Annotated in this window: 23 protein-coding genes; 16 read left to right on the top strand and 7 right to left on the bottom strand. The window is 33.2% G+C overall.

Going from position 1 to position 24,219, the window contains the following annotated elements; all coding sequences use genetic code 11:
• Positions 1-56 precede the first annotated feature (56 nt).
• The gene (locus ASJ80_RS02160) at positions 57-434 is read right to left on the bottom strand and encodes a hypothetical protein (protein WP_069584551.1); all 378 of its coding nucleotides are present in this window, start codon (positions 432-434) and stop codon (positions 57-59) included.
• Positions 435-866: 432 nt separating this feature from the next.
• On the opposite strand from ASJ80_RS02160, the gene ASJ80_RS02155 reads away from it, so the two are divergent.
• Both ASJ80_RS02155 and aroC read left to right on the top strand, forming a co-directional pair.
• Complete coding sequence (locus ASJ80_RS02155; protein WP_069584550.1) at positions 867-1,436, top strand: DJ-1/PfpI family protein; 570 nt, start codon at positions 867-869, stop codon at positions 1,434-1,436.
• A gap of 181 nt (positions 1,437-1,617) precedes the next feature.
• Complete coding sequence (aroC, locus tag ASJ80_RS02150; protein ID WP_069584549.1) at positions 1,618-2,709, top strand: chorismate synthase; 1,092 nt, start codon at positions 1,618-1,620, stop codon at positions 2,707-2,709.
• 116 nt (positions 2,710-2,825) lie between these two features.
• On the opposite strand, the gene ASJ80_RS02145 is transcribed toward aroC, so the two are convergent.
• Entirely contained in the window at positions 2,826-3,338 is a 513-nt protein-coding gene (locus ASJ80_RS02145) for a hypothetical protein (protein WP_069584548.1), read from the bottom strand.
• A gap of 223 nt (positions 3,339-3,561) precedes the next feature.
• Here ASJ80_RS02145 and ASJ80_RS02140 point away from each other — a divergent pair, with 223 nt between their 5' ends.
• The 7 genes from ASJ80_RS02140 (at position 3,562) to ASJ80_RS02110 (ending at position 12,091) form a co-directional block, all read left to right on the top strand.
• Positions 3,562-5,088 (top strand): MFS transporter, encoded by a 1,527-nt coding sequence (locus tag ASJ80_RS02140; RefSeq protein ID WP_069584547.1) that lies wholly within the window; start codon positions 3,562-3,564, stop codon positions 5,086-5,088.
• A 590-nt stretch (positions 5,089-5,678) separates the two neighbouring features.
• Positions 5,679-8,147, top strand: a complete 2,469-nt coding sequence (locus ASJ80_RS02130) for a PAS domain S-box protein (protein ID WP_176720289.1) — start codon at positions 5,679-5,681, stop codon at positions 8,145-8,147.
• A 3-nt stretch (positions 8,148-8,150) separates the two neighbouring features.
• A complete protein-coding gene (locus ASJ80_RS02125) occupies positions 8,151-8,573 on the top strand; it encodes a hypothetical protein (RefSeq protein ID WP_095651932.1) in 423 nt (140 codons plus the stop codon).
• Between the two features lie 282 nt (positions 8,574-8,855).
• Positions 8,856-9,311 (top strand): response regulator, encoded by a 456-nt coding sequence (locus ASJ80_RS02120; protein ID WP_069585782.1) that lies wholly within the window; start codon positions 8,856-8,858, stop codon positions 9,309-9,311.
• A gap of 172 nt (positions 9,312-9,483) precedes the next feature.
• Entirely contained in the window at positions 9,484-9,762 is a 279-nt protein-coding gene (locus tag ASJ80_RS02115; RefSeq protein WP_083241080.1) for a hypothetical protein, read from the top strand.
• Between the two features lie 267 nt (positions 9,763-10,029).
• On the top strand, positions 10,030-10,164 hold the full coding sequence (locus ASJ80_RS17600) for a hypothetical protein (RefSeq protein WP_255360727.1): 135 nt from the start codon (positions 10,030-10,032) through the stop codon (positions 10,162-10,164).
• A gap of 451 nt (positions 10,165-10,615) precedes the next feature.
• The gene (locus ASJ80_RS02110) at positions 10,616-12,091 is read left to right on the top strand and encodes a pyridoxal-dependent decarboxylase (protein ID WP_095651931.1); all 1,476 of its coding nucleotides are present in this window, start codon (positions 10,616-10,618) and stop codon (positions 12,089-12,091) included.
• Between the two features lie 96 nt (positions 12,092-12,187).
• On the opposite strand, the gene ASJ80_RS16775 is transcribed toward ASJ80_RS02110, so the two are convergent.
• Positions 12,188-12,340, bottom strand: coding sequence for a hypothetical protein (locus tag ASJ80_RS16775; RefSeq protein WP_176720348.1), 153 nt, complete (start codon positions 12,338-12,340; stop codon positions 12,188-12,190).
• Between the two features lie 125 nt (positions 12,341-12,465).
• Between ASJ80_RS16775 and ASJ80_RS02105 the strand changes: the two genes are divergently transcribed.
• Positions 12,466-13,371 carry a YrhK family protein gene (locus ASJ80_RS02105; protein WP_083241091.1) on the top strand — a complete coding sequence of 302 codons (906 nt, stop codon included), beginning with the start codon at positions 12,466-12,468 and terminating at the stop codon, positions 13,369-13,371.
• Between the two features lie 56 nt (positions 13,372-13,427).
• Here ASJ80_RS02105 and ASJ80_RS02100 read toward each other — a convergent pair whose 3' ends face one another.
• Positions 13,428-14,834, bottom strand: coding sequence for a glutamate decarboxylase (locus ASJ80_RS02100; RefSeq protein WP_095651930.1), 1,407 nt, complete (start codon positions 14,832-14,834; stop codon positions 13,428-13,430).
• Positions 14,835-15,106: 272 nt separating this feature from the next.
• Here ASJ80_RS02100 and ASJ80_RS02095 point away from each other — a divergent pair, with 272 nt between their 5' ends.
• Positions 15,107-15,496, top strand: a complete 390-nt coding sequence (locus tag ASJ80_RS02095) for a hypothetical protein (RefSeq protein ID WP_069583137.1) — start codon at positions 15,107-15,109, stop codon at positions 15,494-15,496.
• Between the two features lie 146 nt (positions 15,497-15,642).
• Entirely contained in the window at positions 15,643-16,410 is a 768-nt protein-coding gene (locus ASJ80_RS02090) for an ion channel (protein WP_069583136.1), read from the top strand.
• 42 nt (positions 16,411-16,452) lie between these two features.
• Here ASJ80_RS02090 and ASJ80_RS02085 read toward each other — a convergent pair whose 3' ends face one another.
• Positions 16,453-16,926 carry a DUF308 domain-containing protein gene (locus ASJ80_RS02085; RefSeq protein WP_069583135.1) on the bottom strand — a complete coding sequence of 158 codons (474 nt, stop codon included), beginning with the start codon at positions 16,924-16,926 and terminating at the stop codon, positions 16,453-16,455.
• 788 nt (positions 16,927-17,714) lie between these two features.
• On the opposite strand from ASJ80_RS02085, the gene ASJ80_RS02080 reads away from it, so the two are divergent.
• From ASJ80_RS02080 to ASJ80_RS02070, 3 genes are all read left to right on the top strand, one after another.
• Entirely contained in the window at positions 17,715-18,416 is a 702-nt protein-coding gene (locus ASJ80_RS02080) for an ABC transporter permease (protein ID WP_069583134.1), read from the top strand.
• The gene (locus ASJ80_RS02075; protein WP_069583133.1) at positions 18,409-19,068 is read left to right on the top strand and encodes an ABC transporter ATP-binding protein; all 660 of its coding nucleotides are present in this window, start codon (positions 18,409-18,411) and stop codon (positions 19,066-19,068) included. The genes ASJ80_RS02080 and ASJ80_RS02075 overlap by 8 nt, the downstream gene beginning before the upstream one ends.
• A gap of 204 nt (positions 19,069-19,272) precedes the next feature.
• Entirely contained in the window at positions 19,273-19,803 is a 531-nt protein-coding gene (locus ASJ80_RS02070; RefSeq protein WP_069583132.1) for a DUF308 domain-containing protein, read from the top strand.
• Between the two features lie 53 nt (positions 19,804-19,856).
• Here ASJ80_RS02070 and ASJ80_RS02065 read toward each other — a convergent pair whose 3' ends face one another.
• Both ASJ80_RS02065 and ASJ80_RS02060 read right to left on the bottom strand, forming a co-directional pair.
• Entirely contained in the window at positions 19,857-20,636 is a 780-nt protein-coding gene (locus ASJ80_RS02065; protein WP_069583139.1) for an MBL fold metallo-hydrolase, read from the bottom strand.
• A gap of 89 nt (positions 20,637-20,725) precedes the next feature.
• Complete coding sequence (locus ASJ80_RS02060) at positions 20,726-21,649, bottom strand: DUF2121 family protein (protein ID WP_069583131.1); 924 nt, start codon at positions 21,647-21,649, stop codon at positions 20,726-20,728.
• Positions 21,650-22,119: 470 nt separating this feature from the next.
• Here ASJ80_RS02060 and ASJ80_RS02055 point away from each other — a divergent pair, with 470 nt between their 5' ends.
• A complete protein-coding gene (locus ASJ80_RS02055) occupies positions 22,120-24,216 on the top strand; it encodes a thioredoxin domain-containing protein (RefSeq protein ID WP_069583130.1) in 2,097 nt (698 codons plus the stop codon).
• Positions 24,217-24,219: the final 3 nt, after the last annotated feature.

Here is a 24,219-nt window from a genome sequence, read left to right as displayed (position 1 = left end):
TATAATGCGTTAGAAATAGTTACACAGTTGTATTTTTATTTAGCAGCGTTAATACTTCATTCTGTACCTGTTGCAGTTCCCTCAGTTCCAGTAGCTGTTCCTTCAGCACCGGTTGTAGTTCCCTCAGTTCCAGTTGTGGTTCCTCCAGTGCCCGTTGTAGTTCCAGGAATAGGCATGTTACCCATCATACCTCCAGGCATGTATCCTCCCATTAGCACCATGTGTATCAGATATACTAGTCTCACCACGTATGATCCTATAATGTATGTTAAAGGGTTCATTCCCGAATAGGTCATTCCCTGATTAGCATAACCAGTGTACTGATTACCTGTTGCAGTTTGCGCTGCATAACCATAATTTTGTGCAGCTGCTGCCCCTGAAAATCCTATTGCAACAGCAAGGGCAAGTAAAAGAATTCCTAATTGTTTCTTCACTTTTTCACCTCCATGTCATAATATGTAATACAAATACTATTTTTTGTATTACAATCTGATCTATATCAGAAATGTGTTAAAAAGCTTTCGATTAGCTAAAAAATATTTATTTCGTACCTATTTGAACAAAAAAATAAATTTAAAGCTAAACCCTTATTTTAAATATAAATAAAAAAATATTTCGCCAATTGAGGTCAAAAAAAGATATGATGAAAAATATTTGATTTTTAAGAGGTTAAATAAAAATTTAAAGAATATGAAATAAAACAATGGATTTAAAAAAGGGTGTTATTTAAAACTTTAGAGCCCATATTAACATTGAACATAATGTAATTGGAAACATTAAGTATAATTTTGTTGATTTAGCCTGCAATAAAATTATATTTAATTTTAAAATGTAAACAATAAATATAAAATTAAAACGGTTAAAAAATGAGAATAGCTTTTATAATTTATGACAAAATGACAACATTAGATTTTATTGGAGCTTATGACCCTCTAACACGATTAAAGACCATGGGATTTATAAATGACTTAGAATATGATGTTTGCTCCAACAAAAACAAAGTAACTGCTGCAGAAGGTTTAGAAATCACTGCAGATAAAATTCTAAATAATTTAGGTGAATATGATTTTATCGTTGTGCCTGGAGGAGAAGGAGTAAAATACATCGCACAGGACAAAGAGTTTATTGAATGGATAAAAACAGCACAGGATAAATCAACAGTAACATCAGTATGTGGAGGTTCTATAATTTTAGGGGTTGCAGGACTGATTAAAGATAAAAAAGCCACCACTCATCCCATGCTGATTGAAAATCTTAAAAAATTCACATCTAATGCAACAGATAAGCGGATTATTGAGGATGGAAATATTATAACTGCAAGGGGCGTGACCTCGTCAATAGATTTAGGCCTGTTTTTATGTGAAAAAATTGCAGGTAAAGAAATTAGAGAAAAAATTCAAAAACAGATGGATTATCTAAATTATAACTATGATTAAACTGTTTTAATTTTTATTAGCTAAAATAAAGTAAACTATTGAACATAATTAAAACAACCATTTTTCAAAAATACTACTATTAACATTTAATAAATGTAAATCCAGATAATATTTAATAATCATTAAAATATTTTAAATTACTATTAATTCAATCTCAAATATTTTATAAGGACGTGGATCCATGTCAGGAAATACAACAGGCAAAATGTTTAAAATAACAACCTTCGGCTCAAGCCACGGTACTGCACTTGGAGCTGTTGTAGACGGCTGCCCTGCAGGGCTGAAATTATCAAAAGAAGACATACAAGTGGAGCTTGATAAGCGCAGGCCCGGAACAAGTAAAATTACAACTTCCAGGGGCGAAACAGATGAAGTCCAGATTTTATCAGGTATATTTGAAGGAAAAACAGATGGTACACCTATCACAGCAGCAGTCTATAACAGGGACATGGATTCATCAGCTTACAAAGCACTTAGAAATAAACCAAGACCAGGGCATGCAGATTATGGATGGATAAGTAAATATGGACACTATGATTACAGAGGAGGAGGCAGAGCAAGCGGAAGAACTACCATAGGGCATGTAATAGGCGGTGCAGTTGCAAAAAAACTCCTTGAAAAGCTAAATATTAAAATCATCGCCCATGTAACAAAAGTAGGTAGTATTGAAGCTCAAAAGGTCGAATTAACTGAAATAGAAAAAAACATTAAAAATAATTCTGTAAGGTGTGCAGATTTAGAAGCTGCGGCAAAAATGGAAGAATTAATTCTTGATTTAAAACAAAAAGGAGATTCTGTAGGAGGGATAGTTGAAACAATAGTTTTAAATGTGCCTGCAGGTCTTGGAGAGCCTGTATTTGACAAGTTAGATGCAGATATTGCAAAGGTTTTAATGGGAATAGGATCCGTTAAAGGTGTTGAAATTGGAGCAGGATTTGAAGCTGCTGGTTTAAAAGGTTCCCAAATGAATGATGAATTTTATGTGGATAACAATAAGATAAAAACTAAAACAAACAAATCTGGCGGAATATTAGGTGGAATTTCAGATGGAATGCCAATTGTAACTAGAATGGCTGTAAAGCCAACACCATCAATATCTAAAGTTCAGGAAACTGTTGATCTTGAAAAAATGGACGATACAGAAATTGAAATTAAGGGGAGACATGACCCCTGTATTTGCCCGAGGGTAACATCAGTTGCTGAATCTTCTATTGCAGTTGTACTTGCAGACCATTTGATACGAGCAGGCTTTATTAATTCATGCAAATTATAATTTTTATTTTTTTAAGCAAAAATTATTTTTATTCTTCTAATTTAAAGCTATAACAATTAAATTTATTTTTGAGGTAGCAATTGGGCATTTTTACTAAAAATAAAAAATTTAAATATTTATGAAATCTTTAGTGTCTGTAGAATAAGGTTATAAGCTTGTTCAGTCTGATTCAACGCACTTGGTGGGCAAATATACTCCAGTACAAGATAATTGCTACCAGTATCTACAATTGTTACTTTTTGAGCTACATCTGACCCATAGGATCCCAGCTGAGTTGCTTTAAAGTTTCCAATGTTAGCACTTCCAACTGTTGAATTTGTGGTATTCATCACTATCGTATTTGTTCCGGGAAGCTGTAAAGTCCCCTGTGATTTCTTTTGCATTTGAATAACAATATATGATATGGGGCTTTGTCTATCAGGAATATTTGCAGTTAAAGTAATCTCAGAATACAGTGAATTATTGGTAAAATCTCCCACCACATGGTTTTGGCTCCATGACTTAGGGTACTGGAAAGATATATTACCGCTCGTGAATGTGCTATTTCCAACGGATACAGCCAGTACAATAGCAATAATCACTACAACTGCAATGATTATTCCAGCAATAATTAAATTATCACGATTCATTTTATCACCGACTATTACCTATATATTGCAAAATTAATACTTATATTTTTCCTTAAATACATAAAAAAAGATGTTTTGATCTAAACTAAAAGCATTTTAATTATAAAATAAAAATTATTGATTTTAAACCTTAATTGAGTCTGAAAATTGATATTAACCTTAAAGCAAAAATTTAAATTTAATAAAATACATATTAAATTTAATAAATTGTAAAGGGATTTTTATGGCTCATAAAAACCAGAATAAATGGAGTGTAGTGATAATTGCCTGCATGGCAATCTTTATAATTGTTTTAGACTCATCAGCCATGAATGTAGCCATAAGTACCCTAGTTGTAGAATTAAATACAACGTTATCAATTATCCAATCCATAATCGCATTATATGCATTAATAATTGCATCATTTATGCTGCTTGGAAGCAAACTTCAGGATATTCTTGGTAGAAAGAAGACGTTTCTTATTGGATTAATGATATATGCATGTGGAACAATCACAGCAACCCTAAGTGTAAATGCTTTTATGCTCCTTACAGGCTGGTCCATTTTAGAAGGCATCGGGGCAGCTATGATCTTACCTGCAACCACAACAATAGTCGGAGCTGCTTACGAAGGTAAAGATAAAGTCACCGCATTTGGGATCTGGGGAGGAATAGCAGCAATGGGTGCTGCAGTTGGGCCGATTGTAGGTGGAATATTCACTACATTTGTTACCTGGAGACTTGTATTCGGTTCAGAACTGGTTTTTGTTGCCTTCATACTAATTTTCAGACATTACTTAAGTGAATCAAAACCAACGTTAACCTGGAAAGATTTAGACAAAGTAGGCGTGTTACTCTCAATAGTATCCCTAATTTTAATTGTTCTAGGCATTTTATTACTTACAAGGCCAGACTACTGGTCTTACGTGGCAGTACTATTGATTTCAGGTTCTATTCTGTTTATATTATTTTTAGTATGGCAGAAAAGAAGAATTAATAATGGACTGGAGCCTTTATCTGACATATCTCTCCTTAAAAACCGCATATTTGGCTTAGGGAATTTAAACTCCATTATACAGCAGATACCCCTGGCAGGATTTCTTTTCATAATTCCAGTATTCATGCAGCAGGTGGCCAAAATCAACGCATTTATGACAGGTGTTGCCCTTTTACCTGCTTCAATCAGTATTTTAATCTTTTCACTGCTTGGTGCAAAATTATCATCGATTTTAGAATCTAAATACATCATAATGATAGGATTTATCATTTCTGCAGCTGGTGCATTCATATTAGGCGGCGTATTTAACATAAACACCCACATAATCGATATTATACCTGGAACAGTTGTATTTGGTATTGGAGTGGGCCTTTTACTTTCACAATTAACCAATTTAACCATGTCCGCTGCAAAAAGTGACCAGGAAACTGATGCTGCAGGTTTTTTAAATGCATTTAAAAATCTGGGCTATTCTGTAGGAACAGCTTTAATTGGAGTGTTACTTATACTTGGAATATTCGGCGGTCTTACATCTGGAATAGAATCAGCAGGTTTAGATGGAAACATGACAACTAAACAAATACATGACAGTCTTTTTAACTACGTGGAAAAAATGCAGACAGTTCCTCCTAAAATATCTCCAGAATTAGTACCGCAGGCCACACAGATCGTTGAATCTACCATTAGTTATTCAATGAAACAAACTTTCAATGCACTAACCCTGATTTTGATCTTAGGGTTCATTATAAGTGTTTTTATACCCAAAAGGAAATAATTTAATTAAATTTATTTATTTTTTACTTGGTTTTGAAGTTAAAATAAAATTTATTGTTCTCTAGTATCAATCAATTTAAATCTGTTCTTATTATTTGTAATAAATACACAGATATCTCCATCCATATTTTTTTGTATATTGTGAGACACTTTGTATTCATCCTCATCTTCAAACAAGTATGTAACTAATGATATAGCTTTATTCTTTAATTTAGACTTCGGGTCATCTGTTAATTGATCTTTAGTTTCAGTTATTTTAAAACACCTCATTTAATTTATTGAAATAGTTTCTTATATGATTAATTATTTTTCAATATGTTTAAATTTATGTAATTTATTTTTTGAAATGTTATTTAATGGAGGTAAATAACATAGAAATAAAATATAGTGACTCTTTAAGATAGCAACAGAACCAATTACAAAATTAATCACTGATAACTTTCAATTCATGATGACACTGTCATTATAACATAAAGCAGATTAAGGCTTTATTTAATTAATTTAATAGTTATGACTGAGTCATTAAAAATTCCACGAAATAAAAAAAATAGTGCAATAATTATAAATTTTAGTTATCACCAAAAATTATTTATGCATGCCAAGATCCTAATTGTTGAGGATGAAGCCATTACAGCACTGGATATCCTGAGATTATTAGAAGATATGGATTTTGAAGTAGTTTCAACAGCTTCAACTGGAAGGGAAGCCATCCAAAAAGCAAAGGATCTTAAACCAGATTTAATACTTATAGATATAACACTTAAAGGTGAAATAGACGGTATTGAAGCTGCTAAAAAGATAACAGATCTTTTTAATATTCCCGTTATATATTTAACTGGTTATTCAGACCAGAAAACTTTTGAAAGAATGAAATTAACACGACATTATGGATTTATCAGTAAACCAATTAGTTACTATGAATTAAAATTATCTGTAGAAACCGCCCTTTATAAACATAAACTTGACAAAAAATTAAAAAAGAGTGAAGAAAAATACCGTGGGTGGTTTGAAGATGATTTGACAGGAGATTTCATTGCAACACCTGAAGGAGAACTTCTTGATTGTAATCCATCATTTTTGGATATATATGGATTTAATAATCTTGAAAAAGTTATCCATTCAAATATTTCAAAATTCAATCCTGCAAGTTGGATTGATCTTATTACTATTTTAAAGGAAGAGAAAAAAATTAAGAATCGACAAACATGGCTTACAAGGCCAGATGGAAAACGATTTCACGTCATTGCCAATGTTGTTGGCGTTTTTAATGATTTAGGTAAACTTGTTCAAGTTAAAGGTTATGTTTTTGATGATACTGAACGTAAGAAAGCTGAAGAAAATTTATATAAAGAAGTGGAAAGGGAAAGTTTTTTTCTTGAGCTTTACAAGAGTTCACCCAAACTTACAGATAAAGAACTATATAGTTATGCACTAAATCATGCAGTAAGTTTCACAGATAGTGCCATTGGGTTTTTCCATTTAATTTCTAATGATCAGAAGACAATTATTTTAGATACATGGAATAATGAAGCTTTTAAGACCTGTAAAACTTCATTTAAAACCCATTATCCCATTGAACAGGCAGGGAACTGGACTGACTGTATAAAAGTTAAAGGCCCTGTTGTTTATAATGATTTTAAAAATTCCCCAAATAGAAAGGGATTTCCAGAGGGACATGTATCTGTTAAAAGATTTATAAGTGTTCCTGTATTTGATGGAGATAAAGTTAAATTTATTTTTGGTGTGGGAAATAAAATCGAAGAATATGATAATCATGATGTAATCCAGATTCAATCAGTGGCCAATGAACTGTACAAAATCATTAAACGACGTCAAGGTGAGCAGGAATTAAAAGAAGCTCGTAATAATCTAGAAAAACAAGTAAAAGAACGTACGGTAGAATTAAAAAATGCTTTTGAATCCGTTAAACGCGAAGCGTTTGCGGCATCACAAAACGCGAAAGCACTAAAAGAAAGTGAAGTTAAGTTCCGTGAATTATTCAATAAAGCACTCGATATAATAACATTATCTGAAAGTCGTGGAAGTGGGTTATTTGGGAATTTTATTGAAGTAAACGATGCTGCAGTTAACGTATTGGGTTACACGCGAGAAGAATTTTTAAATAAAACCCCTTTAGATTTATTTGCACCAGATAATAAAGAGGAAGTACCTGAATTCATGGCAGAACTTCAAAAGAAAAAATATATCACGTTCGAATCAGTTACTATAACTAAAAATGGAAGGCAAATACCTGTTGAAATTAGTGTGCACACTTTCAAACTTGGAGAAAAAAGGGTAAGCCTTGCTATTGCTCGTGATATTACAGAACGTAAAAAATCAGAAGAAGAATTAAAATCAACAGTAAAAAAATTAGAACGTTCTAATGAGGAACTTCAAAGATTCGCTTATGTCGCTTCGCATGACCTGCAAGAGCCTTTAAGGACTATTTCTAGTTTTACACAGTTATTAGAGCGTCGTTATAAAGAACAATTAGATCATGATGCTGATGAATTTATAGGATATGTTGTCGAAGCCTCACAAAGAATGCAGCGTATGATCCTCGATTTACTTGAATATTCAAGAGTTTCAACAAAAGATGAAGAATTTAAGCTTGTTAATTCCAAAATTATACTTAATAGAGTTATCGAGGGGCTGAAAAATTTAATTGAAGAGACTAATGCTAAAATTACCCATGATCCGCTTCCAACAGTTATAGCTGATGAGAACCAACTTTACAGGGTATTTCAAAATATTATATCCAATGCCATCAAATTCCGAAAAGAGAATAAAACTCCAAAAATACATATTTCAACTTCTATAGATAAAAATAAGAATGAATATATATTTTCTTTTTCTGACAATGGTATTGGAATTGAACCACAGTATTTTGACCGTATTTTCACTATATTCCAGAGATTACATACACTAGAAGAATATACTGGCAGCGGAATTGGTTTGTCAATCTCTAAAAAAATTATTGAATGTCATGATGGCCAAATGTGGGTTGAATCAAAATTTGGTAAAGGTTCTATCTTTTATTTCACACTTCCAAAACCGTAGGTTTTGGAGGCCCGAAAATTCTATGAATTTTCGACGGTTGCCAAAGCCATAGAAAACGAAGTTTTCTCGGCCACAAAATCAAAAATTTTGTTGGCTGTAGGCTTTGGCACATCACAATCAAAGATTGTAAAAGCTTCCAAAACCGTAGAAAATGAAGTTTTCTCGGCCACAAAATCAAAAATTTTGTTGGCCGTAGGCTTTGGCACATCACAATCAAAGATTGTAAAAGCTTCCAAAACCGTAGAAAATGAAGTTTTCTCGGCCACAAAATCAAAAATTTTGTTGGCCGTAGGCTTTGGCACATCACAATCAAAGATTGTGCAAGTTAATAATATGGGCCTCTATGTATCTGCAGAGTTACGTATTAAATTGAATAAATATTTAAAACTTGAAAAATCTCATAAAATGGTCCATAAGCATCATTAACAACGTTGAATCAATGCAAATGGTCAGAATCCATACTTGCCATACTAAAGTAGTGCAAAAAGAAATAAGAATTTCCCCATAATGCTAAAAATAGATCATTAAGTTAAATTTTTTTCAACTTTTAAAGCTTGTAATCCATAATTTATTCTAATTTTAACAATCAGCATTTAACAAATATGAATTATACTAAAATACAACTCCCCTTAAAAAAATGAAAAATTGTTTGAATTATGTTTTACAAAATAAAATGGACTTACTACAAAAATTAATGTGGAGGTTTAAATGAGTGCCCCAGATAATGTTGAAATATTATTAATAGAAGATAGTCCTGCCGATACTCGTTTAATAATGGAATTATTAGATAATTGTAAGATAATGAATATTAAAAGTGTCGATAACGATATAACTGCTATGGATTACTTATATAATAAAAATGAATATAAAAATTGTAAAAAGCCATCTTTAATTTTGTTAGATTCAAGTTTGCCTGCAGAAAGTAGTATAAAAATACTTAAAGAGATTAAAACAGATGATAAATTAAAATGCATTCCTGTAATTATACTTACAGGGTCCACTGACGATATGAATATAAATAACTTATACAAACAATATGCAAATGCATGTATAATCAAACCAATTGATTTAGAAGATTTTAAAAAGCATATGTGTACTTTTATAGATTTTTGGTGTAATATTGTCACATTACCTAAAATAGATGAAAAACAGCTTATAGAATAGCTTACATGTAATATAACCTTGTAGAATTTTAAGGTTTATTACAATTATTTCTATACCCCACTAAAAACTAGTTATCTAAACTTATTTTTGATTAAAAAAACTAAATTAAATATCATGTTAATTAATTCCACTTATATACTTATCCTAATAATTACTGGCGCAGGAGTAAGATTTGCAACTTGGCTTTTGGGTGTGGAGGAGGTTTTATACGTGCCCCTGTTCAGTTCTTGCTCTTATTATCATTAGTATTGATCCTGATACCTCAATAAAAATTGCCTTTGGTACAAGCTTGGCTGTAATTCTTCCCACAGCGCTTAGCAGAACATATATTCACTACTGTAAAAAATGTGTTCTTATAAAGCCCGCAGTAACCCTGGGCCTAATAGAGTTTTTAGGAGGAATAATTGGAGGTTCCATCGCCACCCATGTTCTGCAGATATTTTCAGGATAATATTAGGGCCATTATTAATTGTAGTTTAAATTGATTTTTTAAGGTTCAAAGCACCAGAAAGGCATCAAAAAAGATCTATCAGCAAATATGAATTTGTTTTCTGGGGATTTATGACTGGAATAGCTTCAGGACTTCTAGGAATTGGAGGGGGGTTGTGTTAGTGCACATCATAGTTATAATATTGGGTTTTAAAATGATTGACCCGTGAGAGCGTCTTCACTTATAATTGTATTTACTTCAGTTGGTGGATTATTTCGTATATTTTAAATGGATTATATGTGCCCAGTTTACCTCCTTATAGGTTATATTAACCTGCTTCAGTTTGCTATACTTGCGGTTGCAGGTATCCCAATGGCCCAGATAGACGTTTTAGCAGCACATAAAATGCCAGAAAACAGTTGAGGTACATATTTGGAGTCCTGTTACTTTATATGGTTTTAAAAAACCTCAAAGGTTTTTTTATACTCTGAATGCTTCGCATTCGAGGGGTTTAAAAATGAGGGGAATATTCGATTTGTTTCATCTTCCACTTTAGTAAAATAAATTAATTTATATTAAATTTATCAATTAAAAACAAAGGAAATTCCACCTTTAGCTGTAATCCATTAAAAACATGCAAAAACACTTATGGTTAGAATTATTTAAGATACACATCGCTCCACTACTTTTAAGCATTTATTCTGCAAAAAATTAGTTTTCAAAGATTAGCTCAAAAACTTATAAAATAACTACCATTGTTTAATTAATGAACATATCAAAAAAAATATTTTTTTTCTTTAATAAAACTATTATTTAGATTTATTAAAGTTCTAAAGTTACAATTAAAATTATTTTTAAAACAGGAGGATTTTAGATGTTATCAAACAAGAAAAATTTAGGTGAAATGAGTAAGTTAGAAAGGGAACATACCACAACTTACGGCAGCCGTTATTTCAGAAAAAGCGTGCCTAAGTACAGCATGCCAGATAGAGGAATGCCTGCACGGGCAGCTTACCAAATAATCCATGATGAACTGAATTTGGACGGTAACCCTGCCTTAAACTTAGCAAGTTTTGTAACCACATGGATGGAACCTGAAGCCGACATGTTAATAATGGAAAGTATGGGAAAGAACTATATCGACAACGATGAGTATCCTCAAACTCAAGTAATCCAGGACCGAGTTGTAAACATGCTTGCAAGGTTATTCAATGCCCCCAAAGACAGTGACTCCATTGGAAGCGCTACTATAGGTTCTTCAGAATCTATCATGCTCGGACTTCTGGCCCACAAGTGGACGTGGAAGAAACGAAGGGAAGCTGAAGGTAAACCCGCAGACAAGCCGAATATAGTAATAGGTGCAGACGTCCACACGGTATGGGAAAAGTTCGCCCTCTATTTCGACGTGGAACTCAGACTTATACCCCTCAGAAAGGACATATGCAAAATAACAGATACCAAAATCACCGAGATTATGTCTTCATTCAGTTATATAAGCGGATTAAAAGAAGATATATACACAATAACCGCAGAAGACGTTAAAGCTGCAGTTGACGAGAATACTATAGCAGTGGGGGCAGTAATTGGGACAACATTTACGGGGCAGATGGACCCTATAGAAGATATTAACACGGCACTAGTTGAAATTAAGGAGACTAAAGGGTGGGATATACCGATACATGTTGATGCTGCAAGCGGGGGCTTTATACTGCCGTTTTTATACCCTGATCTCAAATGGGATTTCAGGCTGGAACAGGTTAAATCCATCAACGTATCCGGCCATAAGTACGGTTTAGTGTATCCTGGTATTGGATGGCTGCTGTTTAAAGATAAAAAAAATCTCCCTGAAGAGCTTATATTTAAAATAAATTATCTGGGAGGTTTCATGCCTAATTATTCACTTAACTTTTCCAAGGGCAGCAGCACCATAATAGCACAGTACTACAACTTCATAAGACTGGGGATGGACGGTTACAAAAAGATAATGAAAAACATGCAGGAAAATGCGCGCTACCTCGCAACCAGGTTAAACGGGTCCGGTAAATTTGAAGTCATAAATAAAAGCGTCACATTTCCAATAGTAACTGTAGAGCTCAAAAATACCACGTGCAGCGTGTTCCATCTTTCAGAAAAGCTCAGGCAGAAAGGGTGGATTGTACCAGCATATACTCTACCTGCAAACGCTGATGACACTGCTGTTTTGAGAATAGTCGTGAAGGAGAGTTTCAGTAAAGATATGGCAGAAATGTTCTTTGCGGATATAATGGAATCAATTGAAAAACTTGAACAGTCGGAAGAAGACAGGATAACAGACATAGACCAGAATAAAAATCCTACTTTACTTTATTAATTCAGACAGGATAGGATGACATATGGTCATCTGATTCCATTTCAGCTTCAATTTCAAAATACCGCAGAATGATAATTAATATGAACTAATGGGATTTTAATATAGAGCAGCTATAACCCATGCAATTCCTGCTACAACCAGCAAAAAAGGGAAAAATCCAAACGGTTTGGAATTTCTTTTTCGCTTATACAGGTTTCCCATACCCAATATTATAGATATCACTCCTATTATAAATAAGAAAAAATCCATAGTATTAATTATAAGTTTAAATGTAAATTTTTTTTGATTAAGAAATAGTACAACAGCTAATACTTAAATTTTATAAATTTTCCGCAGGTTTTACAGATAACTGAGTAAATCAGCAGGGCATCAGAATGAAAACAGAGAAAAATAGAAGCAGTAACAAGAACAAATGCAATTTGCTTCCTGTTAACCTGCCAGAAGGCTGGTCATGCCTAAATGCTAAAGGGCCTGGCCCCTTCGCAACAAAGGCTACATTAAAAACCCCTGAAGGTAAAACAGTTCCCTGGGCTTCTCGTCACAATCGAAAACATCATTTTCAGCTCGATAAAAGTAGAGGATCGACATGGTGGGCACCCGGCGCCATAGGATGGTGGATGGGGATTCTTTTTTCGATTGGAGCCACTTGTTTTGCAGTTGGTGCTGTACCTTCCTATTTAACAGCGGTTGGAGATACGTACGACAGCATGACCTTTTTTATCGGTTCTATATTTTTTACATCTGCAGCTTTTTTACAGTACCTTGAGGCCATAAACACCCCATATAATCCTTTAAACGAAAAAGAAAAATTTCGCATTCTTGTATGGGCACCAAACCGTATTGGGTGGTGGGCTGTAGTGGTGCAGTTCATTGGAACGGTATTCTTTAACCTCAACACATTCAATGCCCTGCGCAGTAACCTGTCCATCAACCAGTTAACCTATATGGTATGGATCCCAGATGCCTACGGGTCAATCTGTTTCCTTGTTGCCAGTTTACTGGCATGGATGGAAGTCAGCCATGCCCTATGGTCATGGCGTCCCCGCAGTTTTTCCTGGAATATAGCAGGGCTGAACATGTTAGGCTCCATTTTCTTTGGAATTTCAGCTGTAGGTGCATTTGTTTTACCAGAAACAGGCCTGCTTCTAAACGTGTTTCTAGTTAATATGGGCACATTTGCAGGAGGTGTTTGTTTCCTGGTTGCTGCTATACTATTACTACCAGAACGCGTCCATGAAACAATTAAAGACTCCCCAAGTATCATCTCAAAGTTAAAATAAAAATTTTAATTAAAAAAAAATGTGTGCTGATGATATTAAATCAAGAGCACAAATATTTAATACAACAATGATGGATTTTCCCGTTCTTCTACGTCTTCTTTTTTGATAGCTAATTCTTTCAACCTGCTGCAGGTATCTACCATATCATTAAAGAGCATATCTATCATATCTCTACCAAAACTCTCTTTAATGACCATTCTTACGACTGCAATATCCTCTGCATCCTCTGGAAGGGTATATGCCGGTACAATCCATCCTTTTTCACGCAGCTTTTCCGACAGCTGGAATACATCAAAATCAACATCTTTTAACCTTGCAGTAACTAAAGGAAACATTATATCATTGTTTATAACTTCAAATCTACCAGATTCCTCCAGTTTTTTCGATAAATACTTGGCATTTTTAAGCATATTCTGTATAATTTCCCCATAACCCCTTTTTCCTAGTCTTATGAAGTTGTAGTACTGTGCTATTATGGTGCTGCTGCCCTTGGAAAAGTTAAGTGAATAATTAGGCATTGAACCTCCAAGATAGTTTATATTAAATATAAGCTCTTCAGGTAAGTCTGTTTTATCTTTAAAAACCAGCCACCCAATACCTGGATACACTAGACCATATTTGTGGCCGGATACGTTGATGGATTTAACCTGTTCCAGCCTGAAATCCCATTTGAGATCAGGATATATAAATGGCGCTATAAAGCCCCCGCTTGCGCCATCAACATGTATCGGTATGTCCCACCCTTTATTTTTTTTAATTTCGAGTAAACAGTCGTTTATTTCCTTTATAGGATCCATTTGTCCAGTAAATGTCGTTCCTATAACTGCACCTACAGCTATGGTATTTTCATCAACATTTTCAGTTACGTCTTCTGCAGTTATAGTGTAAAGGTCCCTTTTTAAAGGTATCAACCTTAATTCTACATCGAAGTAACGTGCAAACTTCTCCCATACCGTGTGTACATCTGCCCCCATTACTATATTCGGCTTGTCCACTGGTTTACCTTCAGCCTGCCTTCGCTTCTTCCACGTCCATTTATGTGCTAAAAGTCCAAGCATGATAGCCTCAGAAGACCCAATGGCACTGGTACCTATAGATTTACAATCACTAGGAGCATTGAATAGACGAGCTAACATATTAACACATCTATCCTGTATCTTCTCTGTCTGAGGATACTCATCGTTGTCCACATAGTTTTTATCTATACTTTCCTGTATCAGTTTGTCGGCTTCAGATTCCATCCATGTGGTCACAAAACTTGCCAAATTTAAAGAAGGATTTCCATCCAGATTCAGTTCATCATGGATTATTTGGTAAGCAGCCCGTGCAGGCATACCCTCTTCAGGCATCTCAAATTTAGGCACACTTTCACAGAAATATCGACTGCCGTAAGTAGTCGTATTAACTGTATGCTCCCTCTCACTTTCACTCATCTTACGTAAATCATGTTTTTTAGATAGCATTCTAACACTCTCCATTAACAAAATGAGAACACTCAAATAATTATTATTAATAATTATTAAGTAATTGGTTGTCATTAAATCTTTGCATTTCAAATATTATTGCCTAAAAAAATAAAATCGATGATTATTTATGATTTAAAAACAATATATTATTACAAAAAACTTGTTTAAACTATTTAAAAGAAATGGACACATTATGACCCCATGAAATGAAATAAATAGCTTAAAATGTCTGCTTTCAGATTATTATATTCAAAAAAGGAGATATTAAAATGAAAAAAATCGCAGTAGGTTTAATAGCCCTTTTGACTTTGATAACTTTTGTATCTGGATGTACAAGCAGTAACAACTCAACAGCAAATAATTCAAGTGCACAAAACAATTCAAGTATGCAAACAGATCAAAATGTAATGCTTAAAATTAATTCAGACGGTTCATGGAACGGCACATTAACATATAAAAATGGAAATCAAACTATAAATGGAACTGGAAATGCCACATATGATTTAGGCCAAAATCCAGGTAATGTTAGTGTCAGTGTACAGAAAACTAATAACAACAGCGGAACTATAACACTGCAACTGTTTAAAGGTGGAAATGTTACCATCTATCAAAGCACCACTTCAAATGAAGGGACTGTATCTTTAAACTATAACTTTTAATTTTATTTTATTTTTTAAGAAAATATAAATCAACAAACCAAGATATACACCACTATCGTTTTTAAGTACGAGTCAAGCTTACTGGTAGCGAATATTTAAATAATTTTAGATATACTTTTAATAGTAAAGTAGAACAGGATGAAAATATGCAGCGAAATTTCAAATTAGTCTTCAATGCTTTATTATTCGTTTCCATATTCATGGATATTCTAATCCTAATTTTTCTAGCTTTGGATTTTGCTCTAAGTTTAAAACCAGTTATACTAAGCCTGGTAAACTTTGATATAATCGTTTCTTTACTCATAATTCTTCAATCTGCAAAATGGATAAAGAAACAAGAGCATAAAAAGCGATATCTGACAAAAAATTGGATTTATATCCCCGCTATGATTCCTTTTGCATATCTTATTATCCTACTTTCCCCACATATGCATTATTTAGTTGTAATACTGCTTTTATTCAGAATTTATGCCCTATTTAAATATGCAATGAGAATTAAAGATATAATCCGTATTACAGAAAAAACCAGACTGGATTATGCCACATTTATTCTTGTAGGCACTTTTGTATTTGGCTCACTGCTTTTCTTCTGGGTTGAGTCTCCAGTAAATCCCCAGGCTTCTACCCTTGATGATGCAGCTTATTTTATGATTGTTACCATGTCCACGGTTGGTTATGGAAATATAGTTCCATATACAGGAATCGGCAGATTCATCTCTGTTATAGCAATAATTGTCGGTGTTGGATATGCTGGGTGGGTCACTGCTGCCATTGCTACGTCCCTTATAGAACAGTTGAGAGAAGAACGGAAAACAGAGAGTGAAAAAGAAGTTAAATCCCTGGAGATTATTTTAGATAAATTAGATAAAATAGAAAAAGAACTGGAAGAATTGAAATCTCAAAAAAATAAATAAATTATTATTTCTAATTTTAACGATTAAAAGGGAATTTTGAGTTTAATCCTGGAATAACATGATTATTCCTGTAATTAAAAGCCATATCCCTATTAATGCACCTAAATAAAAAGGATCTGCCACTATTGATCCTATCAGGATGTATATTAAACCCAGAATTATAGGTACAATACTTACCCATTTATTTCTAATTTTAGCAAAAAATGCCATTATACCTACGATTATCAGGAATATACCTGCAATATAAATCAATAAAGCAACTAAGAAACTGAAGAATCCAGGATTTATAATGATACCTATACCCAAAATAATGGCTATAATTCCCAGTATTAGCTCCACAACGCCCATGTTAGTACTTGCACGGATTCCAATTACACCTGCTATCAAAAGCCCTATACCTAAAAATAGCACAGAAATTCCAAGAAGCAAACTAAAAGGGAGTATCCCTAAAAGAGGGAAAGCAATTATAATTAAACCAAGGACTATTAAGATCAATCCACTTGTTTTTGTCTGCATACGTTAACCTCCAAACCTGAATTAGGGTTTTAGTTTAAAAACACGAGTTTTCATCAACTGCAGTATTTAAATAACTAACTCACTTAATCTTACTAAAATATTTGTTTTTAATTGCTTAAATAAATTTTAAGAAATGCTATCGAAATCTACGATTTTCGAGTGTTATCAAAATCATCAAAAATCAAAAATTCGATTTTTGGGAGATAAGAAATGCGTAGCATTTCCTATATTTTCAATTTTGACACCGCAAACACTGTCAAAGTGTTTGACGCATGCAAAATTCGTAGAATTTTAGAAAAATGCAAAACATTTTTCTAACCTTTCGGAAATCAAAGATTTCCGATGCCCCAAACGTCGCTCAAAATCTACGATTTTGGCACAAGCAAAAACGGAGTTTTTGCATGCTTTGCGTTTGAGGTCTCCAAAAACCTTCGGTTTTGAGAGTTTCCGGCCCCGAACATTCCATGTTCGAGGGCATTAAAAATTTTTATTAAAAATAAAAAATTTTAAAAATATTATTTCCTAAATTTCATTTAATAATTATAAAATTGTTTTTTTTCAGGCTTACAAACCAATTAAAACCACATTTTAAGAATTTTAATAAATATAATCCCCTAAAATATTGATTAATAAATTTTAAGTTATTTACTTTTTTTATAATGGAAGCAGACATTTAAATTATAAAATATCCACAATAAAAAAAAATAGAGCTATATACCCTGTTTTTAACTACTTTTGCACCCATGAATCGCAAATTATTTTTAATACTTCCCATAAATAATATCTAGATGAATACAGGCATCTATAGTATTTCATATAAAAATTTACGCAGAAACTGGTTTAGGAATGCTTCTACCGTTTTAAGGATAGGATTTGGCGTGCTCATCTTCGTGATTCTGGTTAGCTCAGGACTGGGAATTAGCACATTCCTTGGCCAAAATCAGGCGGCTGCTGGAAGTTCAATTTTAAATCAATCAGGCGGTAACGGCAGCACCACTAACCTTTTAAATACTGTAAATGAGTTTATAAACTCAAAATTAGGTATAGATATAAATAAATCTCAATTTTTAGGCCTTGTGGAAACTATTTTAAAAAATATCATAAATTTTTTTGATTTAATGGCCAGCATAGTGTTTTTAATTGGAATTTTTGGAATCACCAATGCCATGACCGTTAACTTACTTGAAAGAAAGAGAGAAATAGGCTTGCTAAAATCACTGGGTTTTACAGAACACCAGATCATTTTAAGTCATCTGCTAGAGGCCGGGTTACTGGGATTTATTGGGGCTTTAGTAGGTATTGTAGTTGGAATTTTTGGAATAATCATTTTATCAAAGGTTATAAAAGTTGTACATCTCTCTATTTTAATCCCATGGTGGTTACCAGTCACAGCTTTACTTCTTACAACCTGCCTGAGCATGTTACTGGCAGCATATACCATATTTTATTACACCCGACAGGATGTTGTGGGGGCGTTAAGATATGACTAATGATATTTTAAAGTTTAAAGAAGTTTGGAAGACTTATGGCGCTGATAAAACTAAAATAACAGCTTTAAAAGGAATAAATTTAGAACTTAAGAAAAATTCACTAAATCTCATCTTAGGTCCATCTGGATCTGGAAAAACAACCATATTAAATCTTGCAAGCCTTTTAAACACTCCTACAAATGGTGAAATTTTAATAAATGGTCAAAACACGTCTAAATTATCTAAATCCGAGAGAAGCAAAATTCGGCAAAATAAAATTGGAATCGTCTACCAGCGTGCTAATCTGTTTCCATATCTAAACCTTTTAGAAAATACGATGCTTCCCATGATTTCAAAAGATATGAATAATGCATCTAAAGTCCTCAATAACGTTGGTATTGTTGAAATCAGCAAATTTCCAGATGAAATTTCAATTGAAAAACAGCAGAGGGTAGCACTTGCAAGATCTATGATTAACGATCCTCATTTAATAATAGCTGATGAACCAACTGGAGAACTTGATAAAAAAAGTACAGAAGCAGTAATGGATTTAATTATGCAGATAAAGAGCAAAAACACTATTTTAATGCTATCAAACAATCTTAATTTAACCGAATACTGCGATGAATTATTTTTAATCAAAGATGGGTATTTACAAAAAAGTAAGAACTAGAAAAGAGTTAAAATTGCTTTTTATGGAATATATTCTAATATAATATCCTATATAACCTTATTTTAACATAATAACTAATTTTAGCCCATATTATGTATGAAAATCATTTAAGTACCAAATTATAAATTTTTAAATCAATAATTATTTATATTTATTAATATTATAATCTATTAGGGCTTGTTTGAAAATTAAGGGGGAAATTATATGGCTGAAGGAAATAATATATTATTAGGTATTTTAGCTGTAATTTTAGGTATTTTAGTTATCGCTTTCCCATTGTTCAGTGTATTTACAGTAAGTGCTCTGGCTGGATTTGCTATTATGTTACTTGGAATTTGGCTATTGGTACAGAGTTTTGGAACATGGGGCGCAAGCAAAGCAGCAAGTATAGCTTATTTAATACTGGGAATTATAGCAATAATATGTGGAATAGGATTGTTCGGACACATACTTTTATTTAGCTTCTTAGCAAGCATCTGGCTCTACTTCGTAGGTTTCTTCCTGATAATTTCAGGTATAATGTCACTCTTTGCTAAAGAAGGAACCGCCGGTAAAGGATCTGGAGGTATGGGAGTTATACTGGGTATATTATATATTATACTGGGTACATATGCATGGGATCCTTATTATTTAGCTTTGTTAATTGGAATTTGGTTAATAATTGATGGAATAGCTTTATTTTTTGTCAGTCCATCAGATTTAGCAGGTATGGAAAAATCAGAAATGCCTAAGTAAAATAATTTAAAACCAAACAAGCCCTTTAAAAATAAATAAAAAAAAATTTGAATTCATCTAAAACTATCTAAAGTCTCCTGTTTGGGCATGAACTGGTCAAGATTAATTTTCATACCGTCATAAGCAGCAAAAGTATTTATTCCAGTTTGCTCTTTAACTGAATCTGCTTCTTTTTTAGCATCATTTACCACCATTTTCATCCCAAGATGAGTCATTATAGCAAGTCTAGGTGAAACTTCATCAACAAGTTTTGCAAAATCATGCGTAGACATATGTCCCCTTATTTTTTCATTTCTGGGCCTTATGACACTTGCTATTAAAACATCAGCCCCTCTGTGATATTTATGAAGGTCTTCAAAATATTCGGTATCTGCAGTATATGATATGGAAAAATTTTTTACATTTAAATTAAACCCTACTGCAGTTGGATCTCCATGAACTGTCTTTGTTCCCTTTATTTTAATTTTACCTAACTTCACCGTTTCATTAACACCTAAAATTGAAATATCTGGTTTACTTAAATGATACTTTGAGATACAGGGGCCCCATTGTTTATATCCTTCAATTACACTTTTACTTCCCACTACCGTGCCCTTTTTTCGGGTCATTCCTTTAGTCATTGCCTCTATAAGGACTTCAGCATCAGTATAATGATCAGTATGGGAATGGGAAACCATGACAGCATCCAGTTTAAGGGGGGTCAGTCCAAACTGGTATGTCCTGACCAGTGCTCCAGGTCCCGGATCGATATGAATATTTTTTCCATCAATTTTATCTATTCTAAGCCCGCCAGTCATTCTACGCTGGGTAATGGTAGCGAAAGCGTCCGCCACCACTTCCTAAAAATGTTAGTTCCATTTATTCACCTTCGACTTCTACTTTAAATCATTTGCATAATATATAAATTTATTTTCAATTTTCATCAGCTTCTACACAAGATAACATTACATGTAAGAGAGCACTTTGTCCGCCTGATGCAGAGATTTTCATTTTCAATTACAGCAACGTCACCTATTTTGACACTTGAAGGATCATCTGTGTTCATTTCAATCAGACCACCTGGTCCTGCTATTACATTCCATTCCATATCCAAAGCCTGGACACTTTTATCCAAAAGTATCCCTATTTTATCTCCATTTATACTTTGAACTTTACCTATTTCACCTTCATTGATTATCTTTGATGCCATTTGAATGGATTTAGCATTGGTATCCAGCTGCTGTCTCAAGCCTTCTCTCCATTTTTGAAGTTCTTTAACATCTTTAATCAAGATTTCCCTTAAATGTTTTTGTGCTTCCCTTTTATCCATACCACTGTGCTTGATAATTATGTCATAGTCTTTACTTACAGATGGCGTTTTACCTGATATTTCATCCATTACCTTCTTAAAAACGGATTCCACATTTTCTAAACTTGCTTTAGATTTCCAGTGCTTTTTAATGATTTCATTTGCCATCTGCTTTGTAACTTTATTTCCAAATACCACTATCGAGCTGGCGCCGTTTTCAACCTTTTTAATATCTGACCCTGAAAGCTCTGTAATGATATAACCATTAGTGGTCCCATAAATTCGTTTCCGCTTGGTCTCAAATGGTGTTTTAAACCTGACCTCACCAACCACAACATCAGCAATACTTCTAATTTTTCGAGCATCATCTGATATTTTAAGGGTTACTTCCTGTTCTTTTGCAACTTTAACCAGTTCTTCATCAGTTTGAATAGCTCCAGAATAAAGATATTCTTCAAGTTTTTCTCGTTTTTCTTTATCTCCAAAAAAACCAATTCTTCTTTTGTCTCCGGCCATTACACAACCATTACTTCCAATATATGACATTATAAGGCTCATTTAAACCACCTGATTGTTTTAAATGGTTCAGATCTATTATCACTTATCAACTTTAATTTATAGATCCAATGAAATTTTGTATTTTCGAATTCTTTGATTTGCTTTATTAATCTGTATTTCAACTATATAAAACATGATTTCCTGTTAATTTATCATGCAAACGATTCAAAGACCAATACATTTTCAGTTAACATATATCTATGTTTTATATTTAATTTCATGTTTGATTTTTTAATTATATTAATTTGCTTTTTGAGCCCGTGAAGATAAAAAATATATTATCTTAATGATAAACATAGTAACAGGAAAAAAACTTCTAAAGAAAAATCAAGTTATTCTATATATCTTTTACTAAAAAACTCATTTTAAAGTCCAGAACTTGAAATCTAAGACTACGCAATATATCCTATTTGCTCTAAATAAAACTTTAAAAATATTTATTTTAGTTAAATTATTATCAGAGGTGCAGTATGAACCTTGAAAATAAGCTTAAAAAATCAAACCACCTGATAAATGAAAAAAGCCCTTATCTAATTCAACATGCATATAACCCCGTAGATTGGTATCCCTGGAGTGAAAAAGCTTTTGAGAAAGCAAAAAATGAGAATAAACCTGTTTTTTTATCAATTGGGTATTCAACATGCCATTGGTGTCATGTTATGGCTCATGAATCCTTTGAAGACTCTGAAATTGGGAATTTGATGAATGATATATTTGTTTCAATTAAAGTGGATCGTGAAGAACGGCCTGATCTGGATAATATCTACATGACAGTTTGCCAGTTGATGACTGGAACCGGAGGATGGCCACTTACCATAATAATGACCCCTGATAAAAAACCCTTTTTTGCAGGGACATATTTTCCAAAAATAAGCATGTATGGAAGAGTGGGCCTTAAAGACTTAATTTTAAATATTAGAGATATCTGGAATGAAAGGCCGGAGGAAGTCTTTGACTCTGCAGATCAAATAATTAGAGCACTCCAAAAAGTATCAGAAACATCATCAGGAAATGAACTTGATGAGAACATACTCGACAGTGCATATGAAAGCCTTTCCAATAATTTTGATGAAATCAATGGCGGTTTTGGAGGTGCTCCCAAATTTCCTACAGCACACACACTTTTATTTCTGCTTAGATACTGGAAAAGGAACCAAAATGAAAGAGCATTGGATATAGTAAAAGAAACCCTTGATTCCCTAAGAAATGGGGGAATTTACGACCACTTAGGGTTTGGTTTTCACCGCTATTCTGTAGACCCCATGTGGCTGGTACCACATTTTGAGAAAATGCTCTACGATCAGGCCATACTTGCAATGGCATATTTAGAAGTTTTTCAGGTTACAGGGGATGAAAAATACAGAGATACCGCACAGGAAATTTTTGAATATGTTTTAAGAGACATGCAGTCTCCAGAAGGAGGCTTTTATTCTGCTGAAGATGCAGATAGTGAAGGTGTTGAAGGTAAATTTTATATCTGGAGGAAAGATGAAATTTATAAAATTTTAGGAGAAGAAGATGCCAAATTCGCATCCAAAATATTTAACGTAACTTCTGAAGGTAACTTCTGCGAGGAAGCATCTCAAAGAAAAACTGGTTCTAATATACTTCACCTTGAAAATTCACTTGATGAAATATCCGATACTTTAAAAATTAAAAAGGAAGATTTAAAAAGAAAAATTGAAAAAAATAGAGAAAAGCTATTTAATGCCCGTGAAAAACGCGTACATCCACATAAAGATGATAAAATACTTACCGACTGGAATGGTTTAATGATATCTGCCCTATCTAAAGGAGCACAGGTATTTGATGATGAAAAATATCTAGAAGCTGCTGTAAAATCTGCAGACTTTATAATTGAGAACTTATACGATAATAATCGTCTCTTGCACCGCTTCCGAGATGGGGAAGCTGCAATAACTGCAAATTTAGATGATTACTCATTTTTTATATCTGGGCTTTTAGAACTCTATGAGGCATCTTTTAACTTAAAATACCTTAAATTAGCAATAGATCTAAACAATAAATTATTAAATCATTTCTGGGACGATGAAAACTGGGGATTTTATTTCACGCCTGACGATAGTGAAGATATACTTGTTAGAAAAAAAGAGATTTATGATGGTGCTGTTCCCTCTGGAAACTCAGTACAAATGCTTAACCTGCTGAAACTTTCAAAAATCACAGAAAATGAAGAACTTAAACATAAATCAGTACAAATAGAAAAAGCATTTTCCCAGGATGTTATGAAAACTCCATCTGCACATGCACAACTTATGATCGCTGTCGATTTTAAGTTAGGTCCTTCTTACGAAATAGTAATTGCAGGAACCCCTAATAACAATGATACTAATATGATGTTGAACTCCATCCGAAGCAATTACATACCAAATAAGACCATCACATTAAGGCCTCCAGATGATGAAGCTTCAGAAATAATAAAAATTGTAAACTCTTTAAAATTTAAAAAACAGGAAAATAAGAAGGCAACTGCATATATATGTTCAGAAAACACGTGTAAAGCTCCAACAACTGATTTAAATACCATGTTAAACTTTTTAAATTAGATT

Origin of the sequence: Methanobacterium bryantii (assembly GCF_002287175.1) — an archaeon.
Taxonomy (GTDB): Archaea; Methanobacteriota; Methanobacteria; order Methanobacteriales; family Methanobacteriaceae; genus Methanobacterium_D; species Methanobacterium_D bryantii.
Note: the sequence above shows the minus strand (reverse complement) of the source record. Positions and strands in the feature narration are given on the sequence as shown.

What these genes read in the sequence shown, in the direction of transcription:
- ASJ80_RS02075 (WP_069583133.1), top strand. Translation starts at nt 18,409, where the DNA reads ATGACTAATGATATTTTAAAGTTTAAAGAAGTTTGGAAGACTTATGGC.
- ASJ80_RS02100 (WP_095651930.1), bottom strand. Translation starts at nt 14,834, where the DNA reads ATGCTATCTAAAAAACATGATTTACGTAAGATGAGTGAAAGTGAGAGG.
- ASJ80_RS17600 (WP_255360727.1), top strand. Translation starts at nt 10,030, where the DNA reads ATGGATTATATGTGCCCAGTTTACCTCCTTATAGGTTATATTAACCTG.
- ASJ80_RS02095 (WP_069583137.1), top strand. Translation starts at nt 15,107, where the DNA reads ATGAAAAAAATCGCAGTAGGTTTAATAGCCCTTTTGACTTTGATAACT.
- ASJ80_RS02080 (WP_069583134.1), top strand. Translation starts at nt 17,715, where the DNA reads ATGAATACAGGCATCTATAGTATTTCATATAAAAATTTACGCAGAAAC.
- ASJ80_RS02130 (WP_176720289.1), top strand. Translation starts at nt 5,679, where the DNA reads ATGCATGCCAAGATCCTAATTGTTGAGGATGAAGCCATTACAGCACTG.
- ASJ80_RS02105 (WP_083241091.1), top strand. Translation starts at nt 12,466, where the DNA reads ATGAAAACAGAGAAAAATAGAAGCAGTAACAAGAACAAATGCAATTTG.
- ASJ80_RS02140 (WP_069584547.1), top strand. Translation starts at nt 3,562, where the DNA reads ATGGCTCATAAAAACCAGAATAAATGGAGTGTAGTGATAATTGCCTGC.
- ASJ80_RS02085 (WP_069583135.1), bottom strand. Translation starts at nt 16,926, where the DNA reads ATGCAGACAAAAACAAGTGGATTGATCTTAATAGTCCTTGGTTTAATT.
- ASJ80_RS02060 (WP_069583131.1), bottom strand. Translation starts at nt 21,649, where the DNA reads ATGAGCCTTATAATGTCATATATTGGAAGTAATGGTTGTGTAATGGCC.
- ASJ80_RS02055 (WP_069583130.1), top strand. Translation starts at nt 22,120, where the DNA reads ATGAACCTTGAAAATAAGCTTAAAAAATCAAACCACCTGATAAATGAA.
- ASJ80_RS02110 (WP_095651931.1), top strand. Translation starts at nt 10,616, where the DNA reads ATGTTATCAAACAAGAAAAATTTAGGTGAAATGAGTAAGTTAGAAAGG.
- ASJ80_RS16775 (WP_176720348.1), bottom strand. Translation starts at nt 12,340, where the DNA reads ATGGATTTTTTCTTATTTATAATAGGAGTGATATCTATAATATTGGGT.
- aroC (WP_069584549.1), top strand. Translation starts at nt 1,618, where the DNA reads ATGTCAGGAAATACAACAGGCAAAATGTTTAAAATAACAACCTTCGGC.
- ASJ80_RS02155 (WP_069584550.1), top strand. Translation starts at nt 867, where the DNA reads ATGAGAATAGCTTTTATAATTTATGACAAAATGACAACATTAGATTTT.
- ASJ80_RS02070 (WP_069583132.1), top strand. Translation starts at nt 19,273, where the DNA reads ATGGCTGAAGGAAATAATATATTATTAGGTATTTTAGCTGTAATTTTA.
- ASJ80_RS02090 (WP_069583136.1), top strand. Translation starts at nt 15,643, where the DNA reads ATGCAGCGAAATTTCAAATTAGTCTTCAATGCTTTATTATTCGTTTCC.
- ASJ80_RS02120 (WP_069585782.1), top strand. Translation starts at nt 8,856, where the DNA reads ATGAGTGCCCCAGATAATGTTGAAATATTATTAATAGAAGATAGTCCT.
- ASJ80_RS02145 (WP_069584548.1), bottom strand. Translation starts at nt 3,338, where the DNA reads ATGAATCGTGATAATTTAATTATTGCTGGAATAATCATTGCAGTTGTA.